Genomic DNA, 15,984 nt, shown 5'->3' with positions numbered 1-15,984 from the left:
TAATAATCCAAAAAATCTTTATAGATCTGGGGCTTGAGAGTGGTAATGGTTAGCGCTAGCCTGCAAGCATTACGATTGATTAAATGCCTTGGAAGGCAATTGTAAGGCTTAGTCGGTGGTTAAGTCTTACTAACCATGGCAACGCCAGCTAAAACAGGAATAACCAATGGATAAGTTGCTTAACGACCTAGTAGCGGTAGTCGGCCCAGAGGGCGTGCTGCTCGGTGAAGATGTCTCCCAGCGTAGCGTCGACTGGTTTACCGGGGCGCCCTGTCGTGCCAAGGCCATTGTCAGGCCCCGCAATACCGAGCAGCTCAGCCGGGTGATGGCCTTATGCTACCAGGCCGACCAGTTGGTAGTGACCCATGGCGGCATGACCGGCATTGTGCACGGTGGGGAAGCCAGCCCCGAGGAGTTGGTGGTTTCCCTGGAACTGATGAACCAGATCGAAGAGGTTGACCTGGTCGGCTCTACGATTCAGGTTCAGGCAGGGGTGACGCTCCAGCGTGTGCAGGAAGCCGCGGCGGAGATCGATATGCAGTTTCCGCTCGACCTTGGCGCCCGGGGCTCGTGCACCATTGGCGGCAATATCGCCACCAATGCAGGCGGCATACGGGTCATTCGCTACGGCATGATGCGCCAGCAAGTGCTGGGGCTGGAAGCCGTACTCAGCGACGGCACCGTGGTCAGCTCGCTGAACAAAATGCTCAAGAATAACGCTGGCTACGACCTCAAACAGCTATTTATCGGTAGCGAAGGCACGCTGGGTATCGTCACCCGTGCGGTGCTCCGGCTGCAGCCGCATATGCCCAGCGAACAAACCGCCCTGGTCGCGGTGCCCTCCTTCGATGCCTTGACCCAGCTGTTACGCAGGGTCTCCCAACAGCTCGCCAATAGCCTGAGCGCCTTCGAGGCATTATGGAATAGCCACTACAAACTGGTGACCACCGAGAGCGGCAAGCACGCGCCCCCGTTGGCCGACGACTCGCCTTTCTACGCGATCATCGAAACCCTGGGGCTAGATGACGCCCAGGATGCGGCGCATTTCTCAGAGATTCTGCAAAAGGCGATGGAAGACGGCTTGATCACCGATGCCGTGCTGGCCAGTTCCGGTGCTCAGCGCCAGGGTATCTGGGCGATCCGAGAGGATATCGAAGTGCTGGTGCACGAGCTGAAGCCGATGTTCTCCTATGATATCAGCCTGCCGATTCCGCATATGGACGCGTACGTCGATACCCTGGAGCAAAACCTCAAGGCGCAGTTTCCGCAAACAGGAAAAATGATCGTGTTCGGCCATCTTGGCGATGGCAACCTGCACATCATGATCACGGTGCGCGACGACAGCTCGCAAAGCCGCCGCCAAGTTGAGCAGTTGGTTTACTCGCCCCTGAAAGAGTACGGCGGCTCGATCTCTGCCGAGCACGGCATTGGTCTCGAAAAACGCGACTACCTCAGTATTTCCCGCTCCAGCGAGGAGATCGCTTTAATGAAGCGCATGAAAGTCGCACTGGATCCCAAGCTGTTGTTGAATCGAGGCAAAGTCGTGGCGGTGGAGTGAGTATGGCGGTTTGATTAAGGGGCGCCCAGGGCGGTGGGGGCCGGTGTCATCAGCTCCCTAGTTAACTGCCGCAACCAGTGTATGCCAGGATCGTGATCCTTCCTTTCATCCCAGCACAGGCAGACTTTGAACGCTGGGACGTCCAAGGGCAGAGCGTAGAACTTCAAGCTATTGTTGCGGCAAATGACCCTGGCGGCGCTCTCTGTCACCACGCAAAGCAGTGCTGTGGATGACAATATTTCCTGCAGCGGATTGATGTAGGGCGTCTTGGCGACGATTTTCCGCTCTAACCCCAGCTCCCGCAGTTTTTCATTAATTAACAGCGGGCTGTCTTCACGATGCGACAAAGCGACCTGGGGGGAGTTTAAAAAAGCCTCAAGGGTAATGGCGCTGCTCTCGCCATGAAAGGTCGCATCACCCACACAGCCAATCACATCGTCAAACAAGTACTCATGATGAGAGGTGAGCGGCAAGGTTTCGAACTGCACCACCGCCAGGTCGATATCGTGCTCTTGAAGGACTTGCTGGGCGCCCTCTGCACTTGCGATGCGCGTGGAGAGCATGTTGAAACACAAATCGGGCGCGTGTTCCAAACAGTGCTGGATAAGCTTGGGTTGCAGCTGTTGGCTGACATAGTCCACCAAACTGACACGAAACTCCCGCTTTGATGTGGCAGGCGAAAACTCGTTATTGCTGTGGACTGCCTGATCAAGGTAGAACAGCCCTTTGGCTACGGCGGCATCCATCTGCCGGGCAAGCGGGGTCGGTTGCATGCCGTCCAACGTCTTGGTGAAAAGCGGGTCGTCCATTAACAGGCGGAGCTTTTTCAGCGAGTGGCTGACGGCCGGTTGCGTCAGGCAGAGCGCTTGTGCGGTGAGCGTCAAACTCCTTTTCCAATACAGCGTGTGAAAAACCAATAGTAAATTGAGATTGATCTTATTGAGCCTGTTCGCCAGCTTCGTATGGGTGGTGTCAGCCATCAGGCGTGTCTCTTGGTTGGAAGGGCCGTTCCGGCGCGGGAACAGCCCTCAGCCACTGCTGTAAAAGCACTGTATCTAATGTCGGGCTGCCTTGATGGGAAGCAAATTACTTGAGCGCTTCCTGGATGCGCGGCAGGTAATCACCGAACTGTTCGCCGTACTTCTCATACACCGGCGCGACGGCGGCTTGGAAGGCTTCCATATCGGGATCGTCGTTGATCTCCATGCCCGCATCGCGCAGGGCCTGCAACTGTTCGCTTTCCATCTCTGCATTCACCTGGCGCTCATGCTCCGCTGCTTCCTGTGCCGCCGCTAGCAGTACCTCTTGGGCGTTTTCAGGCAGTTGGTTCCAGGCGGGCATACCCATCACAAAAATCGCCGGCGCATAGGTGTGACGGGAGAGGGTCATGTAGTTCTGTGTTTCATCCAGGTTGAACGAGTGAATCACGTTCACCGGGTTCTCCTGACCGTCGATGGTGCCTTGCTGCATAGCGGTAAGCGCTTCAGTCCACGCCATGGGAATTGCGTTGGCGCCCAGCTCGCGGAAGGTGTCGGTGTAGACCGGGTTTTCCATCACGCGGATACGCAGGCCGTCCAGATCTTCCGGCGAGTTTACGGCACGCTCGCTGTTGGTCAGGTTGCGGAAACCGCGCTCGGCGTAGGCCATGCCTTTCAGGTTCACCTCAGAAAGCTTATCGAGCAGCTCCTGGCCAATCGAGCCATCGAGCACTTCGTAAGCGGCTTCCGGGGAGGGGAACAGGAAAGGCAGTTCGAATACCGCCATCTCTTCGACAAAGTTGGCCACCGGGCCGTTGGTGATCACGCCCATATCCACGGTGCCGATCTGCATGCCTTCCAGCAGCGTGCGTTCGTCACCCAAGGTGGCGTTGGGGTAGATCTCGATATCTACCTTGCCGTCGGTGCGCTCTTCTACCAGCTCTTCAAATTTGGTGGCGGCGATATGGAAACCATCCTGCTCATTGACTACGTGGGCCAGGCGCAGGGTAACGGGATCCATATCAGCGAAATCAGCGGCGTTCGCGGCGCTTACCAGCGCCAGTGAGATGCCCAGTGCCAGCGTGCTACGTGCAAATGTTTTCATATTATTGTGTTCCCAATGGACTAAGGTGCAGAAGTGCTCCCAAAGCATGCACCACACCAGGGAAAACGGTCAATTGACTAAAGGTACTCAAGCGCCATACGGCTGGACACAGCGCCCCTGCACAGTTACGATACGCACCCACAAGCGCCCGTAGCTCAGTTGGATAGAGTATCGGCCTCCGAAGCCGAGGGTCGCAGGTTCAAATCCTGCCGGGCGCGCCATAATTTCAAGGGCTTACGTTAACGCGTAGGCCCTTTTGTTTTGCGTGTGTCAAATCTGTGTCATCAGTGTGCCAAGCTCGTCAACATTTGATCTAATAACTGTCATCAAGCTAAAGACCTTTAGCTCTTACCTGACACAAGGTGTGGCACAGGCTTATCAGTGCACTCCCATCCATTCCGCAAGTTGCTGATTCGCCTTCAATCGTTGGCGTTGTAGTAATGCGCTGTTAAAAATTCCATCCAGAGAAGACATTGGCGTGGCAAGCGGCAGTGCTACGGCAGCTTCATCACGAAATTGCTGACAGACTGTACTGGCATCGAGATATTGCCACCAGTGCATAATGTCCTGTTTAGCCTTTTGCATCACTTGAGCTGCAGGCAGTCGATCCGATTTGGATTGATTGGCTTTTGCTGTCGCTGGCAGCAAATTCCATAGATCATTGTTGTTCCAGCGTGACCAGGGAAAGCAGTGGTCGATAGCGTAATTTTGCCTGTGCAGATCATTTTGTGACCAGACGCAAGACAGTGGAGCCGGTTCAAGTAAACGTTGAGTGACCAGTTGACGCGCCTGCTGTGTGTCACGGCGACTTTCTTGCCACTGCAAGGCGAGATGCAATGTGCCGATATCGTAGGTGGTGTCATACCGCTGCATTAACTGAGCCCACTCATGAACAATGGCGGGCTCGATCCAGCAGGCGTAGCGGCTCATAGAGTCCCATAGTGAGGTAGGAATACGAAATGTTCCGAAAGAAGCCAGCGTGGCGCTATCAAGTCGAACGGCCTGTTCGCGTATGCGTAGCCCTTGATAACTTCCATCAAACACAGGCCGCTGGCTGCCGGGCCAGGTGGTGAAGTGAGCAGGCATCTTTAGAACTGTTTGGCAGGCATCGCGGATTGCTCGCATGACGGTGGCAGCACATTGAGGATCATAAAAGGCTGAGCCAATGCGCAGATCATGTGGCGATAGTTGCTTTAAGCGATAGAAATCATCCTTAGCGAAACCATACCCCTTCTCGCCGGGAGATTGGCGCAAATCACGCTCTATCAATAAGGGACGATACAGTTTTATCCAGAAGAGACCTACTGCTCCCAGAGGTACTGTCACCCATTCTTCTGTTCGTGAAATCACTATGCCAGGTGCGCTATCGGCAAGGCGTGTCAGCGTGCGTAGCAAACCGAGCTTGTAAGAAGATGCCTTGTCGTCATTAACGATAATATGCCGAAGGGAAGGCAGTGCCCCAGTGCCATCATCAGGTAGCCTGAACACACGTAGATGCCAAGCAACACCCTGGCGCCCAAGTTGGTCGTCGCTCTGACTTGCCTGCACGGGGAGTAACGCCAGATCACGAGCCCAGTTATCCAACATGCCCATATTGACGGAAAAAAACTGACGCTCATTACTATCCGGGCCTTCACGGCAGGTAATTACCAAAAGCCCGCCCGGCGCTAGCAGTGAGCTAAGCACCCGCAAAGCACGCTGCTGTTCATTAGGGTGCAAATGCATCCACACCGCTGATACCAGTATCAGTTGAAAGCGCTGTGATAGCTGACGGACGCAATTCAAGGCAGGTAAGGTATCGTCAATCCAACTGACATCCCGTTCGTGCGTATGGCTTTGCCCTAGCGATCTCAGCTTTTCTGCGGGCTCTACCGCCATTACCTGCCAACCGCGCTCTGCAAGTGCTTTAGCATCGCGCCCGCTTCCAGCACCAACGTCTAGTGCTAAACCAGCCTGCTCAGGAAGTTGATGCAGCCATTCACCATGAGCATTTTCAAAACTCAGGGACTGGTACTGGTCAAACAATCGATCAGCGTGGTCGTCGTAGAAACGCATTGACGTAATGAATGGTTGGGAATTCGCCATGCCAAATCCTTGGTAAGCAGTCACGGAAATGCACTTAACCTTACCAGTTTTGTGCACCTCTGGTGGTGAGTGAGATGCTGGGCAATTCAGCTATCGGCCAAGAGCTGACTTTAAGACGACACTGATATAACGCCACATTCAGCGGTTTGTCCGCAGAAATGCTGTGTTATGCATGACCTGCTACCTTATCTACCGCATACATAAAATTATTGTGTTGAAGAACAGGAATATACTCGAAGTCTGAGTCACCCCCTTCTTCCCAGATTACATATCTAAGATCATTGAAATCACTTGTGCTAGCCAGTCCCTTTGATAGCAACGTAGGTATAATCGTTAAGTCTAATACAGTCATATTTGAGAACGTTAGCCAAACATGTACATCAAGGCTGTCATCTGGACAAAACCCTTTCGCCATTATCCTTTTCACAGAAGATCTTGATACCTGATAAATTTCTCGATCTTTATATTTCACGTTCCCAACGGTGATTGCAACTGGGGCTATGTCACCTATTTTCTGCGACATCCAGTTTTCATAAAACTGTTGTGAAGCACTATGACAGAGGTTCGCAAGATTCCTAGGAGAGTTACGTATAAAGCCATTTGCAGCAGTGCCGAGGTAATCCCCCCGAAAAATAATCGCGGTGATAAGTGGAATTTTGTACTCTGAACAGACAGGAGATTCCACATGCGAAAATCACGTTTTACCGACAGCCAGATCATGGCGATTCTGAAGCAAGCCGAATCTGGCGTGCCGGTTCCTGAACTTTGCCGCGAGCACGGTATGAGCAGTGCCACGTTTTATAAATGGCGTTCGAAGTATGGCGGTATGGACGCGTCCATGATGAAGCGCCTCAAGGACCTGGAAGACGAAAACCGTCGACTCAAGAAGATGTACGCCGAAGAGCGCTTGAAATCCGAGCTTCGCCAGGAGGCCCTTGAGGGAAAGTGGTAAAGCCATCTCAACGCCGAGAGATGGCAAAAAATGCAGTTGATGCCGATCGCTGCAGTGTACGGCTGGCCTGTGTGGCCTTTGGTATCAGTGAGACCTGTTATCGCTACCGGGCAAAGCTGAGCCATGAGAACGCGGTGATTGCCGACTGGCTGGTGCGTTTAACCCATAACCAGCGTAACTGGGGGTTTGGGCTGTGTTACCTGTATCTGCGCAACGTGAAGGGCTTCGGCTGGAACCATAAGCGCATCTACCGGATTTACCGGGAGCTGGAGCTTAACCTGCGGATCAAGCCCAAGAAGCGACTGGTGCGGAAAAAGCCGGAACCCTTGTCGGTACCGCAGGTTCTGAACGGCTGTTGGTCTATGGACTTCATGCACGACCAGTTGGCAGACGGCCGAACGTATCGATTGTTCAACGTGCTCGATGACTACAACCGGGAAGGTCTGATCATCGATGCAGACTTCTCGCTGCCGGCAGAGCGCGTAATACGCTCTCTCACGCAGTTGATCGAATGGCGCGGCAAGCCAAAAGCCATTCGCTGTGACAACGGCCCGGAATACATCAGCGGTAAGCTCGTTACCTGGGCAAGGCAGGAAGGCATTGAACTTCGATATATCCAGCCGGGGAATCCGCAGCAGAATGCTTATGTTGAACGCTACAACCGAACAGTCCGTTATGATTGGTTGAGCCATTATCTTTTCGACTCGATCGCTGAAGTACAGGATTTTGCCACACGCTGGCTCTGGACGTACAACCACGAGCGACCGAACATGGCATTGGGTGGGATAACACCGAAACAGAAGGTGGCCATGGCGGCCTAACCAACTCTACTTATCGCTTCGGTTATAAATGGGGGGATTACCCCGAGGTTCTTATCCAAAAAATTCTGTAGCTCTTTATCTAAAAGATTTCTCTCAATTCCGCGAGAAACATCCTCATAGTTCAAACCTTGTTTCTTTTGGTTTTTATCAAATTTTTCCAGAAACTTCATTGAATCAACGAACTGTTTTAAATAACTCATAAGTAGCCGAACATAAGTTTTCCGCTATGCTTATAACTCTGACTATTAAATCAGGACGATGAGCATGAAGTTTCGTTTTGTACTACCTCTGCCCGACACTGACCTTCAGGCGCTAATCGCTACCTACACACATGGTAAAAAGCCAGCCTTGCGTCGCCGTGCCCATGCCATTGTGCTGAGCCATCAAGGACACACCATTAACCAGATTTGCAAGATCCTGTCGGTCACACGAGAGGCGGTCTCGCTCTGGTTTGATGCTTGGGAAGCAAAGGGGCTCGAAGGGCTCAATGATAAGCCTCGTGCCGGCCGTCCTTCTATCTACAGTGATGAGGAGCGGGAACGGTTACGGGCGCTTGCAGAAGAACAACCTCACCAGCTGAAAGCGGTCCAGGTACGACTACAGCAAGAAACGGGAAAGTGTTCGAGCACCATGACGATCAAGCGAGCATTAAAAAAAACTGGGGTATAGCTTCAAACGGGCTCGGCGATCTCTGAAAGATCGGCGTGACGAGAAAGACTTTCGTAATACTCAAGGCCTGCTGGCAGAGCTTCAGCGCTGGGAAGAGAGAGACGACGCTGAACTGTACTACTTCGATGAGTCTGGCTTTTCCCAGGCGTCTGCCTTGCCTTACGCCTGGAGCCCCGTCGGACATCCTCGAAGGATCCCCGCTTACTCACACAGTCAGCGTCTAAATGTGCTGGGCTTTCTGAGTCGACAAGGCAAGCTGATTTACCATTCGACAACTGAGACAGTCACCACCGAGGTCGTTATCGAAGCCTTTGATCGTTTTATTTCCCAAAAGTCGCCGGATACCTTTGCCATCGTGGTGGTGGACAATGCCAGTGTTCATCGCTCGGCCCTATTTCAGCGCAAGCGACTGGAGTGGCAGAACCAGCGGGTTTACGTGATCTACCTTTCCTCCTATTCGCCAGAATTGAACCTAATCGAGATTCTCTGGCGCAAGGTGAAGTATGAGTGGTTGTCACTAGCCGCTTACGAAAGCTTTCAATCCCTGAGACAACATGTGCATGAGGTGCTGTCAGGCTACGGCAGGGAATGTCGGATTTCTTTTGTATAGGTACTTACCATAATCCTATGGTTGCCTGGACTTGGCTGTCTTAATACGGCCAGTAGCGGTCATGCAGATAAACCTTATGTAACGACGAAAGTCAGTGCCGCCGCCAAGTGGCTTCTTCTGGACAGCCTTTTTAGAATTCATTTTTCATGTAAGCGATTAACTCTTTCTTTATTTCTTCTTTCACCTGCTCTCGTAATATTTCCATATCATTTTCATCGCCTCGTATTTACTTTAATAAATCTTCTTTACACTGCTGGCAGCAAATATTTTCTGACCTCATCTTTGTACTGCTTGTGCAACAGTTCCTTTTTAATCTCTTCATGCAACTCCATTAAGTATTCATCATCATTCATTAAAAAATTAATCATGTGGTCATGATAGGCAACCTTAGCAATATCAATAGCAGGATAAATTGAAGGATTATCAAAAAATCGCTCCAATACAAAATTTACCATTTTTTCAGATTTTAATACGTTTTCTCTTTCTTCTATAAAGACATTTTCGCGAATTGCGGGCCGTATATCCTCTTCTATTTCTTCGCTTAGGTTGCTAGCTCTATCGGCAAGAAAATCAGACAAGACGCGACCGCGTATTTCCTCGTAGAGCGTTTCTTTAAAAGTCTTAAAATCTTCGTCATCTTCAATCATATTTACTGCATCCTCGAAAATAAACATCTAACCGTTTCATTATTTAGTACGCTTGATGCTTCAGTTTAAATTAAATTTATTTTTAATAATATTATGCTACACGTCAGTTATGCTCTAGTTCTATTCAACTCTGTACATTAATAAAAAAATTAACAGCATAACATCAACTTTGTGAATATTGCATATAACCAATAAAAGCATGCTCAACAACTGTCGAGATGTCGGCTTCGGATTGCCATCTTCCTCAAATAGTTCATCGCCTTAAACTAACATTCTTAATTCGGCCAGAAGCGGACATTCAGACAACTAAAATAACAGGTAATAAAGCCACAGCGAAACCGTTAACTGAAATTTTCAGCTAGACCCAAATCGCAGTCGCTCACTAGGCTGTTCGCCCGCTATCGCCGATCTTGGCCTGCGTAGCCATGCTCCCATACTGAATTAATATCTATACACCAAGTGATCATAATTACCATCAATAAATCCAGCTTCAACACCAAACAGACCTCCAATTTCTTTTAACGCACAGAGAACGTCTTGCTGAATACTCTGCATGCTTTTTTCTGAGAAATCGTGCTGGAACTTAGCTGCAAAACTAAATCCTATATAAACTACCGGATCCTTATAGTGAACAAGATAGTTTCGCATATCAAAAAGATCCTGAATGCCAGCTCTCCAACTTAAATCTCCATAAGGCAATTGAGAGATTTTGTACAATTTTTTTAGCTTGGCTATTGTGCTTCCATAGCTTTTCTCATCCTCTTCTTTAGTTATTGGGTGAGTATTCCACACCAAATTTACAAATGCCTCAAATGAAATTGCCCAGCCAAGAACCGCTTCAATACAGAGTGCTATGGTTTCATCATCTTCAAACCCTGGGCCTTTAAATGAATAAGGCTTTCCAGACTCTGGAACAGAATCAGGAACCTCAACCATCTTCTTCTTAGCCTCATCAAAATTATTGTTTGCTCTTCTAAGCATGAGCTGCTCAACATTCAGCCGGTATCCATATGTCATATTTTTATCTTCAGTTTAAAGGTTCATGAAATTGCCCTAAGGCCATAATCAGACTTATAAAAGATTCGTAAGTACGACAAGCGCACCTGACAAAGTGTAATTTTATTCTGATTTCGAATTTGCCGTATGATAGAGCAAAACTTTCCTCTATACCTGCTTGGCCGCAGAAACTGAGTGCAACACCTAAGAATTTTAGTAAGGTGTTGGATTTATGTCCTATTCAGAACTCAGCATCGAAGAACGTGCCACCATACAGGTAAGCCTCAGGCAAGGCATGAGTCTCCGCCAGATTGCTCACATGTTGAGGCGTTCTCCGTCTACCCTCAGCCGTGAAGTACGGCGCAACCAAACTCAGTCAGGTGCCTACTGTGCTCATAGTGCGCAGACGCACCGCTGCGCTCGACGCATGGTTTGTCGCCCAAAACGTAAGCTGCTGTTGGGGAGTGAACGCTTTGAGCTGGTCATTCATATGTTTCGCAACCGCTTGTCTCCAGAACAAATAGCAGGCAAGCTCAAACGCATGATGACGCCCAGTTTTGAAGATGCTTACGTCTGCCGTGAGACGGTCTACAACGCCATTTACGCCTTGCCTGTGGGCCAGCTTAAGAAAGAGTTGATTCACTGCCTGCGCCAAGGCAAATCGACCCGTAAGCCTCGCCGTGGTCAGGTCGATCGCCGTGGCCAAATACTCGACATGGTGAGCATTCACCTTCGTCCACCGGAGATAGAGAAGCGCGAAATGCCAGGCCACTGGGAGGGCGATTTAATCAAAGGTAAGAACAATGCCTCTGCCGTCGGCACGTTAGTTGAACTCAGCAGTGGCTACGTCATCCTCGCCAAATTACATGACGCCACAGCGACCTCAGCTGTTGAGGGATTTAGCGCAGCACTCAACCGAATGCCACTAGCCGCACGCAAGAGCATGACGTATGACCAAGGCCGAGAAATGGCTAAGCATGCACAGATTACCCAAGCAACGGGTGTTGCAATCTACTTTTGTGACCCTCACAGCCCATGGCAACGCGGTAGCAATGAAAACATCAATGGCTTGATACGGCAGTATTTACCGAAAGGGACGGATCTGTCGCACCACACCCAAGAGGAACTTGATGCCATTGCATTACAGCTGAATATGCGGCCTCGAAAGCGCTTTGACTTCAGGTGCCCAGTTGAAGTGCTGGGCGAAATATTGGCGAAACACCAAGAAAGCCCACCAGCCATTCATTAAGTAGCGTTGCACTCAGAGACTGCATCCACCGACGAAAAAGATGCGCGAGGATCTAAATCGCTGCTTGGCTATAGTGGAAAACAGCGAAATAATTCCCGCAGTTATTATTGAGGCGCTCGTCATTGCCGAAGATCACCGAAGCGATTTTCATCCAGGGATTGATCCGATAGCGATAGGTAGGGCGGTCTCAATGACCAAGTGCAACACCTCACCTATCAGGTAGGGTATTGCCATGACTTACAGTTATCGCCATCTTTCTGCTGAAGACCGAGCCGCCATCATGCTGATGCGGGTTAACTACTCGATTCGTGCTATCGCCCGTCAGTTAGGACGTGCACCTAGTACTATTTCACGAGAATTGGTACGCCATACCGTCAGGCCTGACAGGGCGTATGACGCCAGCCTCGCTGGACACCGAGCCCGACTGACCCGCCTTCGGCCTCGCCGTTGCCCAAAGCTGCCTCTCGATGGTGAGCTTTTCGAGCTGGTGGTTTACTTGCTGCGCAAGTACTGGTCACCAGAGCAAATTGCCCGCACACTGAAGCGTATGTTTCCTGATAACACTGACCGCCACGTCTCGCACGAAGCCATCTACAATGCGCTCTACCTCATGCCGCGCGGCTCGCTCAAGAAGGAGCTGATCGCCTGTTTGCGACAAGGTAACGGTAAACGTCGCTCTCGCCGCCGTGGCAAGGATAGGCGACAACAGATTCCAGACTTGGTCAGCATTCATCTGCGGCCTCCTGAAATCGAAGACCGCCTGATGCCTGGTCATTGGGAGGGTGACCTCATCATCGGTGCCAACAACCGCTCTGCCGTCGGTACGTTGGTAGAGAGAACGACGCGTTTAGTGATCCTGGCGAAAGTGGATGGCACCACCGCCACAGCAGCAGCTGTTGGCTTCAGCGACAAGCTCAATGAGGTGCCGCGCTCCCTGCGCTTGTCAATGACCTATGACCAAGGCAAAGAGATGGTAAAGCATGCCGAGATCACTCAGAAGACGGGGACAGCGATCTACTTTGCAGACCCGCATAGCCCATGGCAGCGGGGTTCCAATGAGAACACCAACGGGCTGTTGAGACAGTACCTACCGAAGAGCACGGACCTGTCGGTCTACAGCCAAGAAGAACTCGACGAGATCGCCGACTCACTCAATACACGACCACGCAAGACACTGGACTGGCGCACGCCGTTAGAAGTCTACGCCGAGGTGCTCAAGAAATCCGTTAACGGGCCGAGCACCCTTCAATAGTGTTGCACTTGGAACTTGAGGCCGCCCAGTTTCAATCACCATTTTTCTGTATCTATTGCTTCGATTATTTAAACAAGAGTCGTATCTGCAATATGACTTGGCTAAAAAACTTGTTATTCCAGTCGGCCTGTGTGGTGGTCTCTTACAAGGGGCAGTAGGAATGTCAGGCCCGGTTTCTGTGGCATTTCTCAACTTTATGCGTCTAGAAAGAACTACATTTATTGGCTCTATTTCAACATTTTTTACCGCTATAACGGTTGTCCAGCTGCCAATGTTAATTTCTTTAGACATTGTCACTTGGCCTCTTATTATGGCAAGCTTTGCAGCATACTCTGTGATTTCGCTTGCGATGCCTTATGGTGGAGAAATCGGCCAAAAAATGTCGCGGCATTGGTTTGATAAAATTGTGATGCTGCTTTTACTGATTATTGCCATTCAAATATTGATAGAGAGTTTTATTAGTTAACCTGCCAAATTTCAGGATTTAAAGTATAAATAATACAAATATGAGAGATTTGAAAGGAATATCCCAAATGCCGACGATAAGCAAAACGATCACTTTTTTAACGGCTGATTACGGATGAGGCTAGGTGAAAATCCAAAATCAGTTGACGTTTTCTTTATGTAGCCTTCTTGGAATCACTACGGCCAGTAAGGCAGATCAGAACGTTTTAATTCGTTATGCCAACATTTGAAGTGAGTCGAGATAAAGCGGAAGAAGTAAATTATTCTTCGATTATAAGCTTCGCTGTTAGATGCAGGTTCACTTCTAATTAGGTTGCGTATATTATAAGGAGGTGACTGAATTCATTGAGTCCAAATCATGGAGAAAAAAGCATGGCATCGGTTTTAAGTGATTACATCAAGAAAGAACAGATGTTAAAGCAGGGCGGCCTCAAGTTCCAAGTGCAACACTATTGAAGGGTGCTCGGCCCGTTAACGGATTTCTTGAGCACCTCGGCGTAGACTTCTAACGGCGTGCGCCAGTCCAGTGTCTTGCGTGGTCGTGTATTGAGTGAGTCGGCGATCTCGTCGAGTTCTTCTTGGCTGTAGACCGACAGGTCCGTGCTCTTCGGTAGGTACTGTCTCAACAGCCCGTTGGTGTTCTCATTGGAACCCCGCTGCCATGGGCTATGCGGGTCTGCAAAGTAGATCGCTGTCCCCGTCTTCTGAGTGATCTCGGCATGCTTTACCATCTCTTTGCCTTGGTCATAGGTCATTGACAAGCGCAGGGAGCGCGGCACCTCATTGAGCTTGTCGCTGAAGCCAACAGCTGCTGCTGTGGCGGTGGTGCCATCCACTTTCGCCAGGATCACTAAACGCGTCGTTCTCTCTACCAACGTACCGACGGCAGAGCGGTTGTTGGCACCGATGATGAGGTCACCCTCCCAATGACCAGGCATCAGGCGGTCTTCGATTTCAGGAGGCCGCAGATGAATGCTGACCAAGTCTGGAATCTGTTGTCGCCTATCCTTGCCACGGCGGCGAGAGCGACGTTTACCGTTACCTTGTCGCAAACAGGCGATCAGCTCCTTCTTGAGCGAGCCGCGCGGCATGAGGTAGAGCGCATTGTAGATGGCTTCGTGCGAGACGTGGCGGTCAGTGTTATCAGGAAACATACGCTTCAGTGTGCGGGCAATTTGCTCTGGTGACCAGTACTTGCGCAGCAAGTAAACCACCAGCTCGAAAAGCTCACCATCGAGAGGCAGCTTTGGGCAACGGCGAGGCCGAAGGCGGGTCAGTCGGGCTCGGTGTCCAGCGAGGCTGGCGTCATACGCCCTGTCAGGCCTGACGGTATGGCGTACCAATTCTCGTGAAATAGTACTAGGTGCACGTCCTAACTGACGGGCGATAGCACGAATCGAGTAGTTAACCCGCATCAGCATGATGGCGGCTCGGTCTTCAGCAGAAAGATGGCGATAACTGTAAGTCATGGCAATACCCTACCTGATAGGTGAGGTGTTGCACTTGGTCATTGAGACCGCCCAGCTTCAAGAAGAGCTGAATAAGCTTGGAAATAACAGTGAGCTGAAGAAAGAGATTGAATTTAAAGAAAAATTACAAGCACTCATGACTGAGCACGGAAAGCTAGCTCGCGACGTATGCGAAATGCTAGATGCCTCATATCGTTCCACTTCAGGTAAAGTTGCTAATGCTAGTACTACAGACGGACGTCAAAAGCGTCCTTTAAAAGTTTATAAAAATCCACATACAGGTCAGGTTGTTGAAACTCGCGGAGGCAACCATAAAGTCATTAAAGAGTGGAAGGCTAAATTTGGTAATGAAGAAGTTGTTGGTTGGGTAGTGGAAGAAATTGCATAAAAGAAGTCAGGTTATTTATGATAACGGTCGCCAAAGTAAAGCTCTATCTTTGTTGCTCTCTGGGCTCGCTCAACGGGAGGCTGGTAGATTAGTGCCCAGTCATTTAACCTTATGATTATCCCTGATTTTCGGAAGAATTATTACGTGGAGCATGTATGAATAATCTTTCTGCTATTGCTGTGTTTTGTGGTTCCAACTCAGGTGGCAATGAACTTTATGCAGATGGAGCTGCTCAACTGGGTGCCAGTTTCGCCGATAATAATATTAAGTTGATCTATGGCGGTACACATAAAGGGCTTATGGGTGCTCTTGCTGATGCTTTACTTGAAGGTAAAGGTGACGCCCACGGAATTATTACGCAGCGCTTGTACGATAAGGGGCATCTTCATGCAGGTCTTCAAGCACATGAAGTGGTTGCAACCATGCGCGAGCGTAAAGGCCGTATGGATGAGTTAGCGGACGCGTTCATTGCCTTACCTGGCGGTATTGGAACGCTTGAAGAGTTCATGGAGGTTTGGACGCTGAATCAATTAGGAGAAATTCAAAAGCCGCTAGGACTGTTCAACGTAAATGGTTTTTACGACCCCTTCATGGTGTTTATCGACCACATGATTACAGAACGATTTCTGCCACCAGAGCATCGCCATTCGATTGTGGTTGAGAGTGATCCCCAACTACTGTTGAAGGGTTTACAGCAGTACCAGCCAACAGACGTGCCCAAGTGGCTACCCATCGTATGAA

Annotated in this window: 15 protein-coding genes and 1 tRNA gene; 9 read left to right on the top strand and 7 right to left on the bottom strand. The window is 50.1% G+C overall.

Translation table 11 applies throughout. The annotated features are described in order from the left end of the window. Window positions 1-166 precede the first annotated feature (166 nt). Window positions 167-1,558, top strand: a complete 1,392-nt coding sequence (locus tag Q3Y66_RS18430) for an FAD-binding oxidoreductase (RefSeq protein ID WP_008956155.1) — start codon at window positions 167-169, stop codon at window positions 1,556-1,558. Between the two features lie 14 nt (window positions 1,559-1,572). Here Q3Y66_RS18430 and Q3Y66_RS18425 read toward each other — a convergent pair whose 3' ends face one another. Next, complete coding sequence (locus tag Q3Y66_RS18425) at window positions 1,573-2,538, bottom strand: LysR family transcriptional regulator (protein WP_008956156.1); 966 nt, start codon at window positions 2,536-2,538, stop codon at window positions 1,573-1,575. A 106-nt stretch (window positions 2,539-2,644) separates the two neighbouring features. Then, window positions 2,645-3,640, bottom strand: a complete 996-nt coding sequence (locus Q3Y66_RS18420) for a TRAP transporter substrate-binding protein (protein ID WP_008956157.1) — start codon at window positions 3,638-3,640, stop codon at window positions 2,645-2,647. A gap of 144 nt (window positions 3,641-3,784) precedes the next feature. Here Q3Y66_RS18420 and Q3Y66_RS18415 point away from each other — a divergent pair. Then, window positions 3,785-3,861, top strand: a tRNA-Arg gene (locus tag Q3Y66_RS18415). Between the two features lie 157 nt (window positions 3,862-4,018). Here Q3Y66_RS18415 and Q3Y66_RS18410 read toward each other — a convergent pair. Both Q3Y66_RS18410 and Q3Y66_RS18405 read right to left on the bottom strand, forming a co-directional pair. Next, window positions 4,019-5,725 carry a class I SAM-dependent methyltransferase gene (locus Q3Y66_RS18410; RefSeq protein ID WP_008956158.1) on the bottom strand — a complete coding sequence of 569 codons (1,707 nt, stop codon included), beginning with the start codon at window positions 5,723-5,725 and terminating at the stop codon, window positions 4,019-4,021. Window positions 5,726-5,891: 166 nt separating this feature from the next. After that, complete coding sequence (locus Q3Y66_RS18405) at window positions 5,892-6,410, bottom strand: hypothetical protein (protein WP_303319512.1); 519 nt, start codon at window positions 6,408-6,410, stop codon at window positions 5,892-5,894. Here Q3Y66_RS18405 and Q3Y66_RS18400 point away from each other — a divergent pair. Together Q3Y66_RS18400 and Q3Y66_RS18395 are read left to right on the top strand one after the other, a co-directional pair. Next, window positions 6,411-7,498, top strand: a protein-coding gene (locus Q3Y66_RS18400) for an IS3 family transposase (protein ID WP_085942797.1) whose coding sequence is annotated in 2 segments (ribosomal slippage) — window positions 6,411-6,666 and window positions 6,666-7,498 — 1,089 coding nt in all. Because the reading frame shifts where the segments join, the coding sequence is not laid out codon by codon here. Window positions 7,499-7,762: 264 nt separating this feature from the next. Continuing rightward, window positions 7,763-8,777, top strand: a protein-coding gene (locus Q3Y66_RS18395) for an IS630 family transposase (protein WP_085942798.1) whose coding sequence is annotated in 2 segments (ribosomal slippage) — window positions 7,763-8,158 and window positions 8,160-8,777 — 1,014 coding nt in all. Because the reading frame shifts where the segments join, the coding sequence is not laid out codon by codon here. Between the two features lie 245 nt (window positions 8,778-9,022). Here the strand turns inward: Q3Y66_RS18395 and Q3Y66_RS18390 are convergent. Both Q3Y66_RS18390 and Q3Y66_RS18385 read right to left on the bottom strand, forming a co-directional pair. After that, window positions 9,023-9,424, bottom strand: coding sequence for a hypothetical protein (locus tag Q3Y66_RS18390; RefSeq protein ID WP_139041501.1), 402 nt, complete (start codon window positions 9,422-9,424; stop codon window positions 9,023-9,025). A gap of 441 nt (window positions 9,425-9,865) precedes the next feature. Beyond that, window positions 9,866-10,441 carry a hypothetical protein gene (locus Q3Y66_RS18385; RefSeq protein ID WP_008956272.1) on the bottom strand — a complete coding sequence of 192 codons (576 nt, stop codon included), beginning with the start codon at window positions 10,439-10,441 and terminating at the stop codon, window positions 9,866-9,868. Between the two features lie 211 nt (window positions 10,442-10,652). On the opposite strand from Q3Y66_RS18385, the gene Q3Y66_RS18380 reads away from it, so the two are divergent. The 3 genes from Q3Y66_RS18380 (at window position 10,653) to Q3Y66_RS18370 (ending at window position 13,387) form a co-directional block, all read left to right on the top strand. Then, window positions 10,653-11,669, top strand: coding sequence for an IS30 family transposase (locus tag Q3Y66_RS18380; RefSeq protein WP_303319511.1), 1,017 nt, complete (start codon window positions 10,653-10,655; stop codon window positions 11,667-11,669). A gap of 232 nt (window positions 11,670-11,901) precedes the next feature. Next, on the top strand, window positions 11,902-12,921 hold the full coding sequence (locus Q3Y66_RS18375; RefSeq protein ID WP_008956838.1) for an IS30 family transposase: 1,020 nt from the start codon (window positions 11,902-11,904) through the stop codon (window positions 12,919-12,921). A gap of 34 nt (window positions 12,922-12,955) precedes the next feature. After that, complete coding sequence (locus Q3Y66_RS18370) at window positions 12,956-13,387, top strand: TSUP family transporter (protein ID WP_368411729.1); 432 nt, start codon at window positions 12,956-12,958, stop codon at window positions 13,385-13,387. A 448-nt stretch (window positions 13,388-13,835) separates the two neighbouring features. Here the strand turns inward: Q3Y66_RS18370 and Q3Y66_RS18365 are convergent, their stop codons facing one another. After that, window positions 13,836-14,855: an IS30 family transposase gene (locus Q3Y66_RS18365; RefSeq protein ID WP_008956838.1), complete on the bottom strand. Its 1,020-nt coding sequence runs from the start codon at window positions 14,853-14,855 to the stop codon at window positions 13,836-13,838. Window positions 14,856-14,889: 34 nt separating this feature from the next. Between Q3Y66_RS18365 and Q3Y66_RS18360 the strand changes: the two genes are divergently transcribed. Both Q3Y66_RS18360 and Q3Y66_RS18355 read left to right on the top strand, forming a co-directional pair. Beyond that, on the top strand, window positions 14,890-15,243 hold the full coding sequence (locus Q3Y66_RS18360; RefSeq protein ID WP_303319510.1) for a histone-like nucleoid-structuring protein, MvaT/MvaU family: 354 nt from the start codon (window positions 14,890-14,892) through the stop codon (window positions 15,241-15,243). A 155-nt stretch (window positions 15,244-15,398) separates the two neighbouring features. Then, the gene (locus tag Q3Y66_RS18355; protein ID WP_008956836.1) at window positions 15,399-15,983 is read left to right on the top strand and encodes a TIGR00730 family Rossman fold protein; all 585 of its coding nucleotides are present in this window, start codon (window positions 15,399-15,401) and stop codon (window positions 15,981-15,983) included. Window position 15,984 lies beyond the last annotated feature (1 nt).

Origin of the sequence: Halomonas sp. HAL1, assembly GCF_030544485.1 — a bacterium.
Classification (GTDB): Bacteria; Pseudomonadota; Gammaproteobacteria; order Pseudomonadales; family Halomonadaceae; genus Vreelandella; species Vreelandella arctica.
This window is presented reverse-complemented; position numbering and strand designations above follow the sequence as displayed.